Source organism: Streptomyces sp. Edi4, assembly GCF_040253615.1.
Lineage (GTDB): Bacteria > Actinomycetota > Actinomycetes > Streptomycetales > Streptomycetaceae > Streptomyces.
In genome coordinates, this window is record NZ_JBEJGY010000004.1 from 1,051,785 (window position 1) to 1,071,383 (window position 19,599).

Annotated in this window: 16 protein-coding genes; 11 read left to right on the forward strand and 5 right to left on the reverse strand. The window is 72.4% G+C overall.

Annotated features, from left to right (window positions below):
• Positions 1-74: 74 nt before the first annotated feature.
• The 3 genes from ABR738_RS06780 to ABR738_RS06790 form a co-directional block, all read right to left on the reverse strand.
• Positions 75-1,595 (reverse strand): FUSC family protein, encoded by a 1,521-nt coding sequence (locus ABR738_RS06780; protein ID WP_350229062.1) that lies wholly within the window; start codon positions 1,593-1,595, stop codon positions 75-77.
• A gap of 228 nt (positions 1,596-1,823) precedes the next feature.
• Entirely contained in the window at positions 1,824-4,601 is a 2,778-nt protein-coding gene (locus tag ABR738_RS06785; protein ID WP_350229063.1) for a molybdopterin-dependent oxidoreductase, read from the reverse strand.
• Entirely contained in the window at positions 4,598-5,425 is an 828-nt protein-coding gene (locus ABR738_RS06790; RefSeq protein WP_350229064.1) for an FAD binding domain-containing protein, read from the reverse strand. Before ABR738_RS06790 ends, ABR738_RS06785 begins: the two co-directional genes overlap by 4 nt.
• A gap of 230 nt (positions 5,426-5,655) precedes the next feature.
• On the opposite strand from ABR738_RS06790, the gene ABR738_RS06795 reads away from it, so the two are divergent.
• The gene (locus tag ABR738_RS06795; RefSeq protein ID WP_350229065.1) at positions 5,656-6,198 is read left to right on the forward strand and encodes a PucR family transcriptional regulator ligand-binding domain-containing protein; all 543 of its coding nucleotides are present in this window, start codon (positions 5,656-5,658) and stop codon (positions 6,196-6,198) included.
• Here ABR738_RS06795 and ABR738_RS06800 read toward each other — a convergent pair.
• The gene (locus ABR738_RS06800; protein ID WP_350229066.1) at positions 6,164-6,775 is read right to left on the reverse strand and encodes a TetR-like C-terminal domain-containing protein; all 612 of its coding nucleotides are present in this window, start codon (positions 6,773-6,775) and stop codon (positions 6,164-6,166) included. The genes ABR738_RS06795 and ABR738_RS06800 overlap by 35 nt on opposite strands.
• 148 nt (positions 6,776-6,923) lie before the next feature.
• On the opposite strand from ABR738_RS06800, the gene ABR738_RS06805 reads away from it, so the two are divergent.
• On the forward strand, positions 6,924-8,129 hold the full coding sequence (locus tag ABR738_RS06805) for an alpha/beta hydrolase family protein (protein ID WP_350229067.1): 1,206 nt from the start codon (positions 6,924-6,926) through the stop codon (positions 8,127-8,129).
• 21 nt (positions 8,130-8,150) lie between these two features.
• Here the strand turns inward: ABR738_RS06805 and ABR738_RS06810 are convergent, their stop codons facing one another.
• Positions 8,151-8,660, reverse strand: coding sequence for a mycothiol transferase (locus ABR738_RS06810; RefSeq protein WP_350229068.1), 510 nt, complete (start codon positions 8,658-8,660; stop codon positions 8,151-8,153).
• A gap of 148 nt (positions 8,661-8,808) precedes the next feature.
• On the opposite strand from ABR738_RS06810, the gene ABR738_RS06815 reads away from it, so the two are divergent.
• The 9 genes from ABR738_RS06815 (at position 8,809) to ABR738_RS06855 (ending at position 19,569) form a co-directional block, all read left to right on the forward strand.
• Positions 8,809-9,285, forward strand: coding sequence for an Lrp/AsnC family transcriptional regulator (locus tag ABR738_RS06815; protein WP_350229069.1), 477 nt, complete (start codon positions 8,809-8,811; stop codon positions 9,283-9,285).
• Between the two features lie 191 nt (positions 9,286-9,476).
• Positions 9,477-10,529 (forward strand): chitinase, encoded by a 1,053-nt coding sequence (locus ABR738_RS06820; protein ID WP_350229070.1) that lies wholly within the window; start codon positions 9,477-9,479, stop codon positions 10,527-10,529.
• 399 nt (positions 10,530-10,928) lie between these two features.
• Positions 10,929-11,153, forward strand: coding sequence for a type A2 lantipeptide (locus tag ABR738_RS06825; RefSeq protein ID WP_350229071.1), 225 nt, complete (start codon positions 10,929-10,931; stop codon positions 11,151-11,153).
• Between the two features lie 75 nt (positions 11,154-11,228).
• On the forward strand, positions 11,229-12,035 hold the full coding sequence (locus ABR738_RS06830; protein ID WP_350229072.1) for an HlyD family efflux transporter periplasmic adaptor subunit: 807 nt from the start codon (positions 11,229-11,231) through the stop codon (positions 12,033-12,035).
• On the forward strand, positions 12,032-14,299 hold the full coding sequence (locus ABR738_RS06835; protein ID WP_502964044.1) for an NHLP family bacteriocin export ABC transporter peptidase/permease/ATPase subunit: 2,268 nt from the start codon (positions 12,032-12,034) through the stop codon (positions 14,297-14,299). Before ABR738_RS06830 ends, ABR738_RS06835 begins: the two co-directional genes overlap by 4 nt.
• On the forward strand, positions 14,300-17,221 hold the full coding sequence (locus ABR738_RS06840) for an NHLP bacteriocin export ABC transporter permease/ATPase subunit (protein WP_350229074.1): 2,922 nt from the start codon (positions 14,300-14,302) through the stop codon (positions 17,219-17,221).
• Between the two features lie 155 nt (positions 17,222-17,376).
• Positions 17,377-18,282 (forward strand): zinc metalloprotease HtpX, encoded by a 906-nt coding sequence (gene htpX / locus ABR738_RS06845; RefSeq protein ID WP_350229075.1) that lies wholly within the window; start codon positions 17,377-17,379, stop codon positions 18,280-18,282.
• A 41-nt stretch (positions 18,283-18,323) separates the two neighbouring features.
• On the forward strand, positions 18,324-18,911 hold the full coding sequence (pspAB, locus tag ABR738_RS06850) for a PspA-associated protein PspAB (protein WP_350229076.1): 588 nt from the start codon (positions 18,324-18,326) through the stop codon (positions 18,909-18,911).
• A gap of 109 nt (positions 18,912-19,020) precedes the next feature.
• Positions 19,021-19,569, forward strand: a complete 549-nt coding sequence (locus ABR738_RS06855) for a phospholipase domain-containing protein (RefSeq protein ID WP_350229077.1) — start codon at positions 19,021-19,023, stop codon at positions 19,567-19,569.
• The last annotated feature ends 30 nt before the right edge of the window (positions 19,570-19,599 follow it).

The window sequence follows — 19,599 nt, forward strand, 5'->3', positions numbered from 1 at the left end:
CGCTGTGCTGCGGCGACGGTAGCAGGGCTGTGGATCACATGGGCCCGGTGGACCGGGCCGGACCGGGGACTGCCTCAGGCGTCGGCAAGCGGTGACCTGGGCGCGGCCTGGAGCGGGCTGCCGAGGGCCACAAGGGCGCGCTCCAGGGCGTGCAGGTGGACGAGCGCGGGGTGTTCGGCTGCCGCCGGCGCGTCCGCGTGGTCCGGTGTCGCGGGGCGCGGATGCGCGCCGGGCGCGGAGGGCGCCGAGACGAGGACGGCCACGGCCGCTTCCACCCGCTCGCACGCGGCGGTCAGACGCTGGTCGTGGGACGCCTCGGCGTCGGCGGCCGTCGCGGCGAGGCTGCGGGCCTCGCGGGCGCAGTCGTCGAGGTGGCCGAGCACCTGGCGGGCGCGAGCCTTGCGGGCGCGGACCGGGTTGAGCGGATGGACCAGCGGCGCAAGCGAGAGCCGGACCCTGGCCAGGGTGTGTTCGAGTTCGGCGATGTGCGGCAGCGGGTCGGCGTCCTGGCCCGCGAGGCGGGCGGCGGCCTCGGCGGCGGAGGCCCGGACGCTGTGCAGCGCGTGCCGCACCCAGGCGTCCGTCGTGGCGTGCGTGGTGATCGGCAGGACGAACAGGACGGCGAGCACGGAGCCCGCCATGCCCACGCCCGTCTCGAAGAAGCGCAGCGCGAGCAGGTCGGTGTTCAGGACGCCGAGGAGCCCGTAGAGCAGGCTGGCCATGACGGTGACGGCGAGCATCATCCACGTGTAGGAGACGGCGGCCGCGTAGAAGATCCCGAAGACGCAGAGCGCGATCAGCAGCGCGGTCGGTACGGGCGCGCCACGCAGCGGCACGGCCACCGCGAGGCCGATGCCCACGCCGATGACGGTGCCGAGGACCCGGCGGAAGCCGCGCACCAGGGTCTCGCCGCGCGATGTCGTGTTCACGAAGATCCACCAGGTCGCGCCGACGGCCCAGTACCAGCGGTCCGGTGACAGCGCCTGGCCGGCCGCGAGGGCGAAGCCGGCGCCCACGACGGCCTGCACGGCCTGGCGCGTGGTGGCCCGGTACAGGCCGCGGCCCGGGTCGGGCGCCGTCACGGCGGGCAGTCCCGGCCGGTGGCGCTCGTAGCACCAGAGGCCGAACCGCACGGTCGCGGCGACGGCGAGGGACAGCAGGACCGCTTCGTACAGCTGGGGCAGCTGGCTCGCCACCATGTGCAGGAACTGCGCGACGAAGAAGGCCATGAACGCGAAGACGCCGAGCGCGTGGCCGCGCGGGCCCCAGCGGCGGGCGTAGACGCCGGCGCCGACGATCGCGAGGAACGCCAGGTCACGGGCGAGTGGGTAGCCGTGCAGGCAGGCCGCGAGGGCGAACACCGGCAGACCGGCCACGGGCAGCAGGGCGGTGGTCACAGCCTGGCCGCGCACCGTGGGATCGGTCACCGTGAAGAGCGCGAGCAGGGCCGAGAGCCCGCCGGTGATGGCCGCCACCAGGGAGTGACCTGCCAGGCCGCACGCCACGACGGCGAGACCGATGCCCAGCACGGCTCGCGTCGCCGCGCGCAGCCGCAGCTTCCCCGGGTCGGGGGCCACGAACACCCTCTTCACCACTGACCCACTGCTCCTTACCCATTGGACATGAGAAAGGCGCTGCGGAGACCACAGCGCCATCGACCTCCCCATGACACCACTTCGGGGCCCAATGGCTCAACTCGATGCCGCGCGTTTGTGCCAATGGACCATCGTTTCGGGCTCTTCCTGACCCAGGCAGACCCATCGGCCCACCCCTGCGGCAGCGAGCGGAAGGCGGGCCTGCGAGGTGGCGGCGGGGTGGCCGCGTCAGGCGCGGCCCGCCGCCCGGGCCATCGCGAGCCACAGCCGGTCCCGGGTCACCGGCAGCTCGGTGAAGCGCAGCCCCGTGGCGTCACGCAGCGCGTTGGCGAGCGCGGGGGCCACCGGGTTGAAGGGGCTCTCACTCATCGACTTGGCCCCGAGCGGCCCGATCGCGTCGGTCGTCTCCATGAAGTGGACCTCGGTGCGCGGCACATCGGCGTACTGCGGCAACCGGTAGCGGCGGAAGCCCGCCGTGGTCACCTCGCCGCGCTCGTCGGTGCGTACGGTCTCGAACAGCGCGGCGCCGAGCGCCTGCGCCACCCCGCCCTCGACCTGGCCGCGGCACTGGAGCGGGTTCATCACTTTGCCCGCGTCGGCGGCGTGCACACTGCGCAGGATCTTCGTCTCGCCGGTGTCCGGGTCGACGGCGACCTTGAACCACTGGGCGTTGAAGGCGACCGAGCGCGGACTGCCGCCCCAGTGCCCCTGCGCCGACACCTCACCGAGCCCGCCCCCGCGCAGCGCCGCCTCGTGGAGCTCCTTCAGGGTGAGCGTCCGCCCGGCGCAGTCGACCGCGTCGGCGCCGAGCACGCACAGGTGGCGAGGCACGTCGGTGTACCGGGCCGCGAAGGTCGTCAGGCGTCTGGCGAGCGCCTGCGCCGCGAGCAGGACCGCCTTGCCCGCCACGACCGTGCCCGTCGAGCCGAAGGCGCCCGTGTCGTGGCGCACGACGTCGGTGTCGGACTGGCGGACGGTGACGCGGTCCAGGGTCGTGGCCAGGGCGCCGGCGGTGATCTGCTGGTGGACGGTGGTGGTGCCGTTGCCGAACTCGGCCGTGCCGACCGCGACGTCGTACGTGCCGTCCGCCAGCAGGGTGACGGCGGCGTCCGCGTAATGGCCGCCGGTCGGGCCGGTGGCGGTCATCGCCACGGCCGCGCCCTGGCCGGCCAGCCATCCCGGTGGCACGCCGTCGTCGGGGCGCTCCCGCGCGATGGCGCGCCGGACGGTGGCGAGGCACTGGGCGAGTCCGTAGGAGGCGATGTGCAGGTCCTCCTCCTCCCCGACCGGGCCGGTCAGGTGATCGCCGGGGCCGATGATGTTCTTCTCACGGAAGTCGAGCGGGTCCATGCCGAGCCGCCGGGCCAGCTCGTCCATGGCGGATTCGAGGGCGAAGGTCACCTGCCCCAGGCCATAGCCGCGGAAGGCGCCGGCCGGGACGACGTTGGTGTAGACGGAGAAGGCGTCGACCTTCTTGTGCGGGGCGCGGTAGACGGAGAAGGACTCGCCGACGCTGTGGAACATGACGGCGGGGCCGTGGTTGCCATAGGCGCCGGTGTTGGCGACCACCCGCATCTGAATCGCCGTCAGCGTGCCGTCGGCGCGGGCGCCGGCCTTGATGGTGACGGTGAACGGGTGGCGGGTGGTGGCGCCGTGGAACTGCTCGGCGCGGGTGTATTCGAGCTTGACCGGGCGGCGCAGGCGCAGCGCGGCCAGGACGACGATGTCCTCGGTGAGCATCTCCTGTTTGCCGCCGAAGCCGCCGCCGACCCGGCCCGCGACGACCCGCACCTCGTCCTCGGGCAGGCCGTAGAGCGCGCACAGCGCGCGGCGGGTCAGGAACGGGGTCTGGGTGCTGGAGCGTACGGTCAGACGTTCCCCGGTGCCGCCCTCCTTGGGCTCGAAGTAGGCGACGCAGCCGTGGGTCTCCAGGCTGGCGTGCTGGACGCGCTGGGTGCGGTAGGTCGCCTCGTGGACGACCGCCGCCTCGGCGAACCCCTCCCGTACGCAGCCGGTCTCGCCGTGCGCCTCGCCGGCCACGTTGTTCTCGACGCGGGCGATCCGCTCCGCCGCTCCCTTGCCGGCGTGGATGACCGGCGCCCCGGGCCGCATGGCCTCCTCGGGGTCGGTGACGTGATCGAGCAATTCGTACGTCACCTCGATCCTGCGACAGCCCTCCTCGGCGGCCCGCTCGCTGTCGGCGACGACGGCAGCCACGCGCTGACCGACGTGGCGGACGGTGTCGTCGAGGACGCGGGTGTCGTCGGGGTCCTGGGCGGGGTGTTCGTGGCGGGCGCTGGAGTACAGCGTGCCGGGGGCGTCCTCGTGGGTGAGGACGGCGTGGACACCCGGTACCCGCTGGGCGGCGGAGGTGTCGATGGCGAGGATGCGGGCGTGCGGGTGCGGGGAGCGCAGCAGCTTCATGTGCAGCAGGCCTGGGATCTCCACGTCGAAGGTGTACCAGGCGGTGCCGGTGACGATCCGGGAGCCGGCCGGGGCGCCGGGGCTCTTGCCCACCGCTTCTCCGGCGCGGGGGCGTTCGGTGTGTGTGACGCCGCGTACGGCGTCCTCGATGGCGCGGTATCCGGTGCAGCGGCAGAGGTTGCCCTTGAAGGCGCGCGGCAGATCCTCCACCTTGCCGTCGTCGCGTGCGGTGCCCTTCTCCTGTTCGAGGGCGACGGTGGTCATCAGGAATCCGGCGGTGCAGAACCCGCACTGGAAGCCCTGCGCGTCGAGGAACTTGCGCTGCACGGGGTGGAGTTCACCGTCCGGTCCTGCCAGTCCCTCCACCGTGGTGACCGACCTGCCCTCGGCCCGGAAGGCCGGATACAGACAGCTGTGCACCGCCTCCCCGTCCACGTGCACCGTGCAGGCGCCGCAGTCCCCGGCGTCGCAGCCCTTCTTCACCCCGAACCAGCCGCGTTCGCGCAGATAGGTGCGCAGGCACTGGCCGGCGCGCGGCTCGATGTCGCAGGGCCGGCCGTTGATCCGCAGGTGAAAGCTCATCGTGCGCCGTCTCCTTCGGTGAGTTCCTGGCGGACCTGTTCGGCGAGGTGGAAGGCCATGTGCCGGCGCCACTGGGGCAGGCCGTGGATGTCGTCGTACCAGTCGCCGTCGGCGATGGCCGACGCGATCGCCTCGCGCAGCCGCGCCGGGTCGGGCGGCAGGGCGAACCAGAGCCGGAACGGGCGCCGGGTCGCCGCAGTGATGGTCACCGTCAGCGAACCGTCCTGCGGGTCGAGTGCCCCGATGACCAGCGCGCCGGAGCGCCCGAGTCCGTACAGCGACGCCTGGCGAAAGGCGGTCCGGCACCGCAGCGAGCGGGCGGGCAGGGTCACCGAGCGCAGCAGTTCGCCCTCGGCGAGCACCTTGCGTCCCGCGCCGGTGACGAAGTCGGCGACCTGGACGAGCCGGGTCGAGCCGTCCCGGGCGCGGAGCATGCAGGTGCCGTCGAGGGCCGCCGTGAGGGAGATCATCGGGCCAGCCGGCAGGGCGTTGCAGAGGTTGCCGCCCACCGTCGCCATGTTCCAGATCTTGAACGACGCGAGGAAGGCGCGGCAGCACTGCTCCACGAGCGGGGCCGTCGGCGCCCTCAAGGTGCGGCCGAATCGCGACAGTTGGGCGATCGTGCAGGTGGCCGCGATCTCCAGCGCCCCGTCGGCCGCCGACCGGACCGGCTCCCAGCCCATCCGACTCAGATCCACCAGCCGGCGCAGTTGCGGCTGTGGCTCGGAGAACAGGTACGTACCGCCACCGAGCCAGGCGTCGCCCGGACGCCAGGGCTCTTGGGCGCGGGCGTCCCGCACGTCGAGAACCGTGTTCAGATCCATGTCTCCACCGTCTTCGGCCTGTGCTCACTCCGCCAGTGAAGCGGTGCCGGGGGCCGGAAACGACTGGTGCGGGGCATAGAAATCCGCTCGCGTGGCCCGGCCGTCCTGGTGGAGCAACCAAGGGACATTCCGCCCCTCATGGCCTGCATCTACCATGGTAAATCTCGTATCTGCCTCGCGGATGCGAGAAATCAGGGCGTCGCTCCGGTGGCCGTACAAGGAGTCAGCGCATGCGCGTGGGGGACCTTCTCCAGATGGAAGGGCTCGGTCTGAGCCTGGTCTGGGGTGGCGAGAATCTGCTCCGCCGGGAGATCGGCGGGGTGACCGCCACCGATCTGGAGGACCCCACCCGTTTTCTGCGGTCGGGCGAGATCGCGCTCAGCGGCCTGGTGTGGTGGAACGCGGCGGACGGGCCGGCCAGGACCCGGCGGTTCGTCTCCGCCCTCGCACGGTCCGGCGCCAATGCGCTGCTCGCCGGCGAGGAGAGCCACGGCGCCGTTCCCGCCGACCTCGTCGACTCGCGCCGTGACCACGGCATAGCCCTCCTCGCCGTGTCCGGCATGGACGCCGGCCGGCTTCACCCGCGCGGTGACGGTGACGCCGGCCTCGATGCCCCGTTCCTCCACCGGCTCCATGTGGCCAGCAGACGATGCGGTGCGGCCCCGATGGGCGGCGCCGCCGGGCCCCGGGGCACGCTGCACGCCGACCAGCACCGCACTCCAGCCGCCGCCCGGGCCGTCAAGCCCCCAGCGCCGCCACGACTTTCGCGGTGAGCCGGTCCAAGTAGCCCTGGTCGACGGCGCCTTGGACGACGGCCATCCGCCAGTAGACCGGGCTCCCCAGGAAGTCCAGGTTCAGGTCGATGTCGCTGTCCCCGGGAAGTTCCCCGCGCTCGACCGCCCGACGCAGCAGACGCGCGGCCTGTTCGCGGCGCGGGTCGCGCACGGTCGAGCGCAGGGCGTCGCGCAGCTCGTCGTTGCGGGCGCTCTCGGCCATCAGGTCCAGGATGATCCGGATGGCCTGCGGATGGCCGAGCGCGATGATCCAGCCCTCCAGGAACTCCCGCACGTCGCCGCGCAGCGAGCCGGTGTCGGGCAGGTGTCCCTCCGTGGCCGCCTGCGACACCAGCGCGGCGGTCATGGCCTGCTTCGAGGCCCATCGGCGGTAGAGCGCCGCTTTTCCCGCGCCGGCCCGCCGCGCGACCGCCTCCATCGACAGCCTGCCGTATCCGGTCTCGGCAAGTTCCTCGAAGAAGGCGGTGGTCAGGGCATTGGTGACGGCGTCCTGCAACACGGGTCCGCCGGCGGCTCGCCGCTCGGGCGCGGACTTTGTTCCGGCCGATTCGCTCATGGGCCCGAGCTTAACCGAGACGGAACGGTTGCGTCTCGTCTCAGTCTTCCCTAGGCTCCAACCGAGACGGAACGGATCCGTCTCGGTTAGCGGCTCCGGCCACCCGCGCTCACGCGCTTCCACGCCCCCACCGAATGGACGGCCCACCGTGAAGTTCCTCTTCGACGACGAGTCCTTCTCCTTCGAGACCCTGCGCGCCGCAGGTTTCACCGCCTACCAGGGCGCCGACCTCGGCGAGATCCTGGTCACCGCGCGCGACATCACCGACGGCGACGAGCCGAGCTGGCACCGCGCCTGGAAGGCGACGGCCGAGCGCGTCGCGGCCATCGGTGAAGGGGCACTGGCCTCGGGACACCGGGTCAGCGCCCGTGAAGCGCTGCTGCGGGCGTCGAACTACTACCGCACCGCCGAGTTCTACCTGCGCGACGCTCCGGCCACCGACCCGGAGGTGGCGCTCCTTTCACGCCGCTCCCGGGAGACATTCGTCAAGGCCGCCGCGCTCCTCGACACGCCTGTCGAGAGCGTCGCCATCCCCTACGAGGACACCACACTGCCGGGCTACCTCTTCCTCGTGGACGACAGCGGCGCCCCGCGCCCCACGGTCATCTACACCAACGGCTTCGACTCGACGGCGGAGGAGGCCTACTTCGTCATCGCGGCCGCCGCCCTGCGCCGCGGCTACAACGTGCTGGCCTTCGACGGACCGGGCCAGGGAGCCGTGCTGCGCGAGCAGCAGCTCACCTTCCGGCCCGACTGGGAAGCGGTGACCACTCCGGTCGTCGACTACGCGCTGAGCAGGCCCGAGACCGACCCCGCGCGCGTCGCTCTGTTCGGCTACAGCCTGGGCGGCTGCCTCGTCGCCCGCGCCGCGGCGTATGAGCACCGGGTGGCCGCGCTGATCCTCGACGACGGCGTACTCGACTTCGGCGCCGCGTTCGAGCGCGGCATGCCGGCGGAGGTCATCACCTGGATCGCCGAGGGCCGCGACGCGCAGGCGAACGCGGCCCTGGCCGCCGCGGCCGCAGAGAACACCCAGGTGCGCTGGGCCCTGCGCAACGGCGTGTGGACGCTCGGCGCGCAGTCGTACGCGGATCTGGTCCGCCGGTCGCGCACCTACGCCCTCGAAGGCCACCTCGGCAAGATCGTCGCGCCGGCCCTGGTCCTGGAGGCCGAGAACGACCAGTTCTTCGAGGGCCAGCCCCGCCGGGTCGCCGAGGGGCTGGTCAACGCCCCCGCCACGCTGGTCACGCTGAGCGAGGCCGAGGGCGCGGGCGAGCACTGCCACGTCGGCGCCTTCCACCGCGCGCACCAGGTCATGTTCGACTGGCTCGACACGACCCTCGCGGCTTCCTGACCCGGCGGACTTGACGCCCCGTCAGCGCCGCTTCAGCAGTCCCCGTACGTACGCGGCCTGCCCCGCGTGTTGCAGGTCGTCCGCGATGACGCTGATCAGCCGGACGCCGAGGGTGACGTGCGGGGTCCAGCGCTCATCGACGACCCGGTCGAGTGCCGGGTCGTCAAGGCCCCGGACGAACGCCATGGTCTGCTCGTGGACGGCGTCGTAGTAGCCGCGCAGCTGCTCGGCCGACACGTCGCGGACGGCCGCCACCTGCTGGGAGGTGTGCCCGTAGCCGGTCTCCTCGTCGCCGAACGCGAGAGCGAACCGGCCGGCCCAGCCCTGGCCGGTCCACACCTGGTCGAGGCCGGCCGCGTCGGCGACGTGGTCGTCCTGAACCCGCGTCAGATGCCACACGAGCCAGGCGATCGAGTTCGCCTCGCCGTCCGGCCGGAACGCCAGTTCGTCGGCCGTAAGGCCCTCGACGGCGGCGTGCACTTCCTCCTGGACACGTCCGAACGCGTCCGCCACAACCTCTGATGTGTTCATCCGCCCATCCTCGCCCCATCGGTCCGCTCGCGGGCCCAAGCGCCCGCCCCACACCCCCCGCGTGCCCTGTTCGGCGCCATCCGCACGCCCTGGCGCCCCGGGTAAAGTCGCACCCTGCCACCAGGCCCGGAAGGACAAAGGACGCGACGTGACCGTGGACATGCTGGACACCCGGATCCTGCGCCTGCTGATCGAGCAGCCGCGCACCAGCGTCCGCGAGTACGCCCGCATCCTGGGGGTGGCCCGGGGCACGCTCCAGGCCCGGCTCGACCGGATGGAGCGCGACGGCGTGATCACCGGCACCGGTCCGGTCCTCTCCCCCGCCGCGCTGGGCCATCCGGTGCTCGCCTTCGTGCACATCGAAGTGACCCAGGGCCACCTCGACGAGGTCGGCGACGCCCTCGCGGCGGTGCCCGAGATCATCGAGGCGTTCTCGATCACGGGCGGCGGCGACCTGCTGACCCGGGTCGCCGCCCGCGACAACGCCCATCTCGAAGACGTCATCCAGCGGCTCATCCAGCTCCCGGGCGTCGTGCGCACCCGCACCGAGGTCGCCCTGCGCGAGCGGGTGCCCCACCGCCTGCTGCCACTGGTCGAGTCGGTGGGGCGCGCGGCGGCGAAGTGAGACGACGGGCGCGGAAGCGTACGGGTGCCTGGTAGCCCGTCAACTTCCCTGCCCGCGCGATGCGTTGACGGTAGGTCTGGACCAATCTACGGTGTGGGGCGCCACCCCTCGCACCTCCTTGAGGTCCCCCCACGGCCCGGGCCCCGCCGCGCCCCCGCACCTGCGGCGCTCCCGGAGGCAAGGAGCACAGCATGATCGGTCGCACGTTACGTCTGCTGGGAGCCGGCCTCGTGCTGGCGCTCACCGCGCAGGCCCCGGTGGCCGCGGCGCCGGGCGCGCCGCGCACGGACACCTGCGCCACCAGCCCACGGCCTCCGGGCAAGGTGCTCCAGGGCTACTGGGAGAACTGGGACGGCGCATCCAACGGCGTCCACCCGCCACTCGGCTGGATCCCGCTCACCGATTCCCGCATCCGCGACCACGGATACAACGTCATCAACGCCGCCTTCCCGGTGATCCGCTCCGACGGCACCGTCCTGTGGGAGGACGGCATGGACGCGACGGTGAAGGTGCCCACCCCGGCCGAGATGTGCCAGGCCAAGGCCTCGGGCCAGACGGTCCTCATGTCCATCGGCGGAGCCGCGGCCGGCATCGATCTCAGCTCCAGCGCCGTCGCCGACCGCTTCGTGGCCACGATCGTGCCGATATTGCAGCGGTACAACTTCGACGGCATCGACATCGACATCGAGACCGGCCTCGTGGGCAGCGGGAACATCAACACCCTCTCGCCCGCACAGGCCAACCTCATCCGGATCATCGACGGCGTCCTGGCGCGGATGCCGGCCGGCTTCGGCCTGACGATGGCGCCGGAGACCGCGTATGTCACCGGCGGCAGCGTGACGTACGGCTCGATCTGGGGCGCGTACCTGCCGATCGTGAAGAAGTACGCGGACAACGGCCGGCTGTGGTGGCTCAACATGCAGTACTACAACGGCAGCATGTACGGCTGCTCCGGCGACTCCTACGAGGCCGGCACCGTCGCCGGGTTCACCGCGCAGACCACTTGCCTGAACAAGGGCCTGGTCATCCAGGGCACCACGGTCAAGGTGCCCTACGACCGACAGGTGCCCGGACTGCCCGCCCAGCCGGGCGCGGGCGGCGGGTACATGACGACCAGTCAGGTCGCCCAGGCGTGGAACACCTACGGCGGCGGACTCAAGGGCCTGATGACCTGGTCGCTCAACTGGGACGGTTCAAGGAGCTGGACGTTCGGCGACAACGTCAAGGCGCTCCAGGGGCGCTGAGCCGCCTCGCGGTCCACTCCCCGAGGCGTGCCTCCCAGGCAAGCGGAAGGGCACCTTCCGAGAACCTGCACAGCGCGTGCGCAGTCCCGTCACCCCGGCCCGCGCCCGGCTCCGATCCGGGCGCGGGCCGGGGGCTTTGATGCGGGTGTGCCCCACTTCGGAAAGGCGGCCGCAAAGCAGAGTACGAGCGTCAGGAATTCGTCTCGTGAAGCTCGTGAAGAACCTGCCCCCAAATCATGAACGTCCCTGCACGTCCTGCCAATTCGAAAAGGGACACACCGCCTGATCAGTGCCGCGGCGATTGGCTGCGTACGCGGTCGGCGTGTTTTGATCCTGCCCACTGCGGGAGCACCGGCAAGGAGTTCCCGATAGGAAATGTCCCCATGAAAGGCAGAACACATGAACAACGCTCAGGTTGAGACCCTTGAGATCTCCGACGCCGACCTGGACAACGTGTCCGGCGGCCTGGTCGGCACCGCGCTCGGCAACGTGACCGGCACCGCCGACTCCGTGCTCCCGGTCTCCGGCATCGTCGGCTCGGTCACGGGTCTCGTCGGCTCGGTCACCGGTGTGAACACCGCCCCCGTCACGGGCCTCGCCACCGGTCTCGTCGCCGGTCTCTGAGATCGCGCACGAGCCCCGGAACCGTACCGGTTCCGGGGCTCCTTGCCGATGGTCCGTGGTTGAGGAAAGAATTCCGTGCAATTTCGCCAACAGGCCCTTTCCAAGCTGCGATCGCCGGAAGAACTAGACCTGCCGGTGCGTTTCGCGCGACCGCAGGGCGCGCTCGTCCTTCTGGTCACCGTGCTGGTGATGGCCGCCGCGTGTCTGTGGGCCGTCAACGGGTCCGTCGCCTCCACGATCGATGCGCCAGGCATCCTGACCCACGCCGAGGGAAGCTACATCCTTCAGAGCCCGGTCGCGGGCCAGGTCACCGGCGTCCTCGCCCAGCAGGGCCAGCTGCTCGCGGCCGACGCCCCGCTGCTCAAGGTCCGTACCGCCCAGGGCGACAGGACCGTCCGCGCGATCGACGCCGGCCGCCTCACCAACCTCTCCGCCACCATCGGCTCGGTCCTCGCCACCGGCGCGAACGTGGCGAGCATCGAGCGCGCCGGCGGGCGCGAGGACCCCTTGGTGGTGATGCTGTACGTGCCCGGCGACAGCGGCGCGGACGTGCCCGTGGGCGCGCGGGTCGACCTCACCGTGCAGTCCGTCCCCGCCGAGCGGTACGGGGTGCTGCGCGGCACGGTGGCCGCCGTCGGCAGGGCGCCGCAGACCCGCGAACAGATCGCCGCCTTCCTCGGCGACGACCAGCTCGCCGAGCAGTTCTCCCAGCACGGCAGGCCGGTGGGGGTCCTGGTGCGCCTCGAACGCAGGACCGCCACGAAGTCCGGATACCGCTGGTCGTCCGCCGACGGGCCGCCGTTCGCCCTCGGCTCCATGATCCCGGCCACCGGCACCGTCCACCTGGCCGACCGGCGTCCCCTCGATTGGCTGCTCCCGTGACCGCACCGCCCCCCGCCCCGGCACTCCCCTCCACCGGACACGGCCGCCGCAGGCCAGGCCCACCCCCGGGCGGCCGCCGTTCGCGCGGCCGCCGGGCACCGAGGGCGCCGCGCCCGGGGCGGGTGCGCACCCCCACCGTGCTCCAGATGGAGGCACTTGAGTGCGGCGCCGCCTCGCTCGCCATGGTGCTGGCCCACCACGGGCGCCATGTGCCCCTGGAGGAGCTGCGCATCGCCTGCGGTGTCTCCCGCGACGGCTCGCGCGCCAGCAACATCCTGAAGGCCGCGCGGAGTTACGGGCTCACCGCCAAGGGCATGCAGATGGAACCGGCCGCGCTGGCCGAGGTGAGCGCGCCCGCGATCCTGTTCTGGGAGTTCAACCACTACGTCGTGTACGACGGCGCGGGGCGCAGGCTCGGCCGTAGCGGCGTGTACGTCAACGACCCCGACAAGGGCCGCCGGTTCGTTCCCTCGGAGGACTTCGACACCAGCTTCACCGGGGTGGTCCTGGTCCTTGAGCCCGGCCCGGACTTCCGGCGCGGCGGCCGGGCGCCCGGCGTCCTGAGCGCGCTGCCCGCCCGCCTGCGCGGCACCGCGCCCACCCTGCTGGTCTCGCTCCTGGCGAGCCTGCTGCTCGTGGCGGTCGGCGCGGCCCTGCCCGCGCTCAGCCGTACCTACATCGACCTCTTCCTGATGGGGCATCAGACCTCGCTGCTGGGCGCGCTGTTCGCCGCCATGGGCACCCTGGTGGTGCTCACCGCCGTACTGACCTGGCTCCAGCAGGCCAATCTGCTGCACGGGCGCGTCATCTCCTCCACGCTCAGCAGCGCCCGGTTCTTCCGGCATCTGCTGCGGCTGCCGGTCACCTTCTTCGCCCAGCGCGGCCCCGCCGACCTCGTCCAGCGCCTCCAGTCCAACGACGCGGTCGCCGAGACACTGGCGCGCGACCTGACGGCGGCGGCGGTGGACGGCGTCGTGGTGCTGCTCTACGCGGTCCTGCTGTGGACCTACGATCCCCAGCTCACCGTCATCGGGGTCGCCATCGCGCTGCTCAACGTCATCGCGATGCGCGTGGTGGTGCGGCTGCGGGCCACTCGGAGCCAGAAGCTGCGCGCGGACAGCGCCCGGCTCACCAACACCGCCTACACCGGACTCCAGTTGATCGAGACGATGAAGGCCACCGGCGGCGAGAACGGGTTCTTCCGCCGCTGGGCGGGACAGCACGCCACCACCCTGGAGGAGCAGCAGCGCCTGGGGGTGCCGAGCGCCTGGCTCGGCATCGTCGCGCCCGCGCTCGCCACCCTCAACAGCGCGCTCATCCTGTGGATCGGCGGGCTCCGCGCGGTGGAGGGGCACCTCTCGATCGGGCTGCTCGTCGCGTTCCAGGCGCTGGTGGCCCGCTTCACCGCGCCGGTCACCCGACTGAACGGGGTGGCCGGGCGGATCCAGGATTTCGCGGCGGACGTGGCCCGGCTGAAAGACGTGGAGAACTTCCCCGTGGACGCGCCGGGCGCCCGCCCCCAGCCGGGCACCGACACCCGCCGCCTCAAGGGCCATGTCACGCTCGACGACATCACCTTCGGCTACAGCCCCCTCGACAAGCCCCTGCTCAGCGGGTTCTCGCTCACGGTCGGGCCCGGCCGGCAGGTGGCCCTGGTGGGCGGCTCGGGAAGCGGCAAGTCGACGGTGTCCCGGCTCATTTCGGGCCTGTACGCCCCTTGGGAGGGCACGATCCGCGTCGACGGACAGCGCCTTGAGGACATCCCGCGCGGGACGCTCGCCGCGTCGGTCTCCTTCGTCGACCAGGACATCTTCCTCTTCGAGGGCACCGTGCGGGACAACGTCGCGCTGTGGGACCCCTCGATCCCGGACGACGCCGTGGTCACCGCGCTCAAGGACGCCGCCCTGTACGAGGTCGTCGCGCGCCGTCCCGGCGGCATCCACAGCCGGGTCGAGCAGGACGGGCGCAACTTCTCCGGCGGCCAGCGCCAGCGCCTGGAGATCGCCCGCGCCCTCGTGCGCCGGCCGAGCATCCTGGTGCTCGACGAGGTGACCAGCGCCCTGGACGCCGAGACCGAACACGTCATCATCGACAATGTGCGCCGCCGCGGCTGCGCCTGCGTGGTCATCGCGCACCGGCTCAGCACCGTCCGCGACAGCGACGAGATCCTGGTACTCGACCACGGCACCGTCGTCGAGCGGGGCCGCCACGAGGAGCTTGTCGCCGCCGGCGGGGCGTACGCCGAGCTGGTCAGGGAGCACTGAATGACTTCCGCACACCCCTCCGCTCACCTCTCCGCACAGACTTCAGCGGCGCCCTCGACACAGCCCTCCGCTCACCCCTTCACGCACCCCGCACCCGACGCCCACGTCCCCGCCCGGGACGCCGTGGTCGGTGCGCTCGGCGGCCTCGGGCAGCACATCGACTGCGCGGGTCTGCCCGGCTTCTCGCTCCAGGGCCCGCAGGTGCTGTGGCTCGTGGTGGGCGGCGCGCTCGATCTGTTCGCGGTCGACGCGGCGGAGGGCGGCCACTGGCACTTCCTCGGCCGCCTCGAACCGGGCACGCTGCTGCTGGGCCCGGTCGAAGGACCCCGGCACACCCTGGTCGGCCGGCCCCTGCGGGAGTGCGCGCTGCGCCGCATCCCGCTGCGCGAGCTGTACCGCCACCCGCACGCCACCGGTTACGAGGGCGCCCGTCCGAGCGGGTACGACGCGGGCGACGCAGCCCTCAGCCTCCTGGAGCACGCCTTCTCGCTCGGCGTGGGACGCGGTCAACGCGTCCTGTTCGAGGCCCCGTTGGACGGCCGTACCGCCTCTGAGGAGTCCGTGGCCGACGACGACAACCTCTGGCTCACGGTGGCACCGGGCAGCGTGCGGTACGGGGCGGAGTTCAGCGCGGAGGCGGCGGGCGATCTGCTCGTCGACGGCGCGCTGTGGCAGGGCATGGTCAATCAGCAGTACCGGCTGCTGTCCGCGCTCGACCGGTGGATCGAGGCCGCGGAACGCGCCCACGAGGACCGCGCGGCCGCCGGGATCAAGGCCGGCGAGGCCGTCCGCGAGGAGGCCGACCGGGCGCTCGTGACCTCCATCGGCCGCACCCGCAAGGCCTCCGCGCGGGCGGCGGCCCCCGGGGACGACGCCACCTACGCCGCCTGCCGCCTCGTCGCCGAGGCCACCGGCATCACGCTGGCCGGGCCCTCGCTCGCCGGCGCGGTCAGCGACCGGGTCGACCCCGTCGAAGCCGTCGCCCTCGGCTCACGGATCCGCACCCGCCCCGTGCGCCTTGAGGGACGCTGGTGGCGCGAGGACGCGGGGCCGCTGGTGGGCCACCGCACGAGCGGGACGCCCGTCGCGCTGCTGTGGCGGCGCGGCGGCTATGACGCGGTGCACCCCTCGTCGGGCCGGCGCACCCGGGTGGACGCGGGCAACGCCGCGCAGTTCGAGCGGCGCGCCGTGATGCTCTACCGGCCGCTGCCCGAGCGTCCCCTCGGCATGTGGGGTCTCGCGCGGTTCAGCCTGCGCGGCACCCGCGCCGATGTGCGGCGGCTGCTCTTGGCGGGCCTGGTGACGGTGGCGCTCGGCGCGCTGGTGCCGATCGCGACCGGGCAGGTGCTCGGCGCGTACGTGCCCCGCGCCGAGACCGGTCTCATCGCGCGGGTGTCGCTGGCCGTCATCGTCAGCGCCATCGTGTCGGCCGCGTTCTCGCTGATGCAGAACCTCACCATCCTGCGCATGGAAGGGCGTATCGAAGCGGCCCTCCAACCAGCCGTCTGGGACCGCTTGTTGCGGCTTCCCACCCGGTTCTTCGCCGGGCGCTCCACCGGGGAGCTCGCCAGTGCCGCGATGGGCGTCGGAGCGATCCGCAGGGTCCTTTCGGGCACCGGGCCCCTGGTGGCACAGGCGGGCACGGTCGGTCTGGTCAACCTGGTCCTGCTGCTGTGCTTCAGCGTGCCGCTCGCCCTCGCGGCGATCGCCGTGCTGCTCGTCATCGCGGGCGTGTTCCTGGCCATGGGGATGTGGGAACTGCGCTGGCAGCGCCGTCTCGTGGTGCTGAGCAACAAGCTGAACAACCAGGCGTTCCAGACCTTGCGCGGGCTGCCGAAGCTGCGGGTCGCGGCGGCGGAGAGCTTCGCCTACGGCGCGTGGGCGGGCGAGTTCGCGCGCAGCAGGGAGCTCCACAAACGGGCGGGCCGGATCAAGAACCTGACGACGGTCCTCAACTCCGTGTATCTGCCGGTGTGTTCACTGCTCCTGTTCGCCCTGCTCGCGGGTCCCGCACGCGGCTCGTTGTCGGCGGGCGCCTTCTTGACGTTCAACACCGCCGTGACGATGCTGCTCACCTCGGTCACCCAGCTCACCGGCGCGTTCCTGTCGGCCGCCGCGGTGCTGCCGATGTTCGAGCAGATCAAGCCGGTGCTCGACGCGGCCCCCGAGGTGCGCGGGGCCAGCACGCAGCCCGGTGTGCTGTCGGGGGAGATCGAGGCGAGAGGGGTGTCCTTCCGCTACACCGACGACGGACCGTTGGTCCTCGACGACGTCTCGGTGAAGGCGGCCCCGGGCGAGTTCGTGGCGATCGTGGGGCCGAGCGGCTGCGGCAAGTCGACACTGCTGCGCCTGCTGATCGGCTTCGACGACCCGGTGGCGGGCAGCGTCCTGTACGACGGCCAGGATCTGGCGGCGCTGGACCGCGCGGCCGTGCGCCGTCAGTGCGGCGTCGTGCTCCAGAACGCCCAGCCGCTCAGCGGGTCGATCCTGGACTGCATCTGCGGGGCGGAGGTGTTCAGCCAGGAGGAGGCGTGGCAGGCGGCGGCCATGGCCGGGCTCGCCGAGGACATCAAGCGGATGCCGATGGGGCTGCACACCATGATCTCGGGCGGCGGCGTCATCTCGGGCGGCCAGCGCCAACGTCTCATGATCGCCCAGGCACTGGTCAGGCGCCCCCGCGTCCTCTTCTTCGACGAGGCCACCAGCGCCCTGGACAACGAGACCCAGCGCGTCGTGACCGAGAGCACCCGGAGCCTCGCGGCCACCCGGGTCGTGATCGCCCACCGGCTCTCGACGGTCCTGGACGCCGACCGTGTGATCGTCATGGCCGAGGGCCGCGTCGTACAGGAAGGCCCGCCGGCGGCGCTCCTCGCCGATCCCGGCGGGCGCCTGCGCGAGCTGGTGCGCCGACAGCTGCTCTGAAGCGCCCGGGCGGTGGCATGGTGGATGTGTGCACACCCCCACCCGGTCCTGGAGCACGCCATGATCAAGCCGAACGCGCCCTTCGCCCTCCCGGCCCCCGTCGCCGCCGCCCCCACCGCCCCCGTCCCCGCCGTTCACGGGAGGGTGTGAGGGCCGTGCACAGCCGCTTCGAGCCCGACCGGCAGCTGACCACCCGCATGCTGGTCACGGTCTTCCTGCTCGGACTGCTGTACGTGGCGTTCGTCGGGGCGCTCGTGGTCCTGCTCAGGTCGATCGTCGTGGTCGTGGTGGTGGCGGCGGCCGTCCTGTGGTCGCAGTACTGGTTCTCCGACCGCATCGCCCTGTACGCGATGCACGGGCGCGTCGTGTCCCGCGAGGAACAGCCCCAGCTGCACGGCGTCCTCGACCGGCTGTGCGCCGCCGCCGACATGCCGAGGCCACAGCTCGCCGTCGCCGACACGGACCTGCCCAACGCGTTCGCCACCGGGCGCAACGCCGACCACGCGGTGCTCTGCGTGACCACGGGCCTCACGCGCCGCCTGGAGCCCGACGAGCTGGAGGGCGTCCTGGCCCACGAACTGTCGCACGTGGCGCACCGCGACGTGGCGGTGATCACCGTCGCCTCATTCCTCGGCGTCATCGCGGGGCTCGTCGTCCGCTTCGCGTTCTACTCCCAGCTGTACGGGGGCCGGGGCCGGCGCGACCAGAACACGATGGCCGTCCTCGCGGCCGTCATGGCGGTCTCGGCGCTGGTGTACTCGCTGAGCTTCCTCCTCATCCGGGCGCTGTCGCGCTACCGGGAACTGGCCGCCGACCGGGCCGGCGCGCTGCTCACCGGACACCCCTCCGCGCTGGCGTCGGCGCTGACCAAACTCGACGGCGACATCGCCCGCATCCCCAGCAAGGACCTGCGCACCGCGAGCGCGTTCAACGCCTTCTACTTCATCCCGGCCATCGGCGCGGGCAGCCGCGTCGCCCGGCTCTTCGCCACGCACCCGAGCCTTCAGGAACGGCTCGACAAGCTGGCCAGGATCTCGGCGGACCTCGGGCGCCCCGCGTGAGCGCGGCGCCGGTCCGCGCCTCCTGACGAAGGACACGGCACATGGGCTTCCTCGACATCCTGCTCGGCCGCACCCGGGCCGCACCGCCCGACCTCGACCGGCTGTTCGCGCTGCCGTCCGCCGCGATCACCCTGCGGGCGGCCACCGGGTTCACGCCGACCGGCCGGGGGTCGGTGTGCTTCACGACCGTGGAGGGAGCGGCGTTCGACCGGATCCGCCAGGACGTGACGGAACTCCTTGAGGCGGACGGTCAACGCGCGGGCGCCCCCGTGGAGTTCAGCCGTGACACCTATGGGTACTCCTGGCTGCTCTCCCGTCGCAGGCCCGACGACCTGACCTCGCTCGTCGGTGACCTGCACGCCGTGAACACCACGCTCGAAGGGTCGGGCTTCGGCCCCCAACTCCTGTGCTCCCTGGTCGGGTTCGAGCACGCCGAGCACGGGCCGGAGCAGGCCTTCGCCCTGGTGTACCTCTACAAACGGGGCACGTTCTACCCCTTCGCCCCACTGCCTGGGGACCGTCGGGACAACGCGCTGGAGCTGCGGATCAGGGCGGTCCTCTCGGGCGACCTGCGCGTCGAGAGCGACCTGACCCGCTGGTTCCCGGTCTGGGGCGCGCCGGGTCTGTGAGCGGGCCGCCAACGGCCCTGCCGTCGAAGGCCGTTGAACACCTGCCCGCCCCCGCGCGTACTGGAGTACGTCCCCGCCGCCGCCCCTCCCCCAGCCCGAAGGGCCCTCCGTGAGGCAGCAAGTTCAGCACCGCGTGGCCCGCCGCGCCCTCGTGCCGGTGGCCGTGAGCGCGCTCGCGGCCACCGGTGCGGCGCTGCCCGCCCGGGGCCCCGCGCCGTCCGTCATGGCGGCCGACGACTGCGTACGGGGCGGGGTGGACGTCACCGCCGGAAACGGCGGCGACGCGCCGTTCCGGTTCACTCTGGCGGGGGTCGCGGTCACGGTGGAGCCGGGCGGGAGAAGGACGATCGCGGTGCCGGTCGCCGAGCATGAGCGGTACCACTTCACCGTCCTCGGCCCCAACGGCTTCCGTCAGGACGTCGACGGCGTACGAAACTGCGCGACGCCCGCGCCCTCCCCCTCAGCGGCGCCCGCCACGGACCGGGCGGCGAGCGCGGGGCCCGTGGCCGCCGCGCCCCGCGACGCGGCGGCCGGGGCACGGACCGGCCGCCGTCAGCTGATCCCCGGCGTCCTCGACCCGGGCTCCCTGGTCGCGGGGACGGCCCTGGTGCTCCTCGGCGGAACACTGTTCGGCATCCGCCGGCTCACCCTTGCCTAGGGGGTGTCCGGTGGATCAGGGCCGCACCCC